General features: G+C 52.4%; 1 tRNA gene. It reads right to left on the bottom strand.

Annotated features, from left to right (window positions below):
• Positions 1 to 36 precede the first annotated feature (36 nt).
• Positions 37 to 111: transfer RNA gene (locus ADA16_RS00875), tRNA-Val, on the bottom strand.
• Between the last annotated feature and the right edge of the window lie 114 nt (positions 112 to 225).

The raw sequence follows: 225 nt of genomic DNA, 5'->3' as shown, positions 1-225 counted from the left end.
TACATCCGCAAATACGTTCGCCCGTTAGGGCTTACGTGGTGCGCGATACTAGGATTGAACTAGTGACCTCTTCCGTGTCAGGGAAGCGCTCTCCCACTGAGCTAATCGCGCTGTGTTAAAAGCTATATGAAAGCTTTCATGCGCAACCCCCTTCTAAAAGAAGGGGGCTTTGCACTGAGCGGATGACGGGACTCGAACCCGCGACCCTAACCTTGGCAAGGTTAT

It is taken from the genome of Corynebacterium vitaeruminis (assembly GCF_001054325.1).
In the GTDB taxonomy this organism is placed as follows: domain Bacteria; phylum Actinomycetota; class Actinomycetes; order Mycobacteriales; family Mycobacteriaceae; genus Corynebacterium; species Corynebacterium vitaeruminis_A.
Note: the sequence above shows the minus strand (reverse complement) of the source record. Positions and strands in the feature narration are given on the sequence as shown.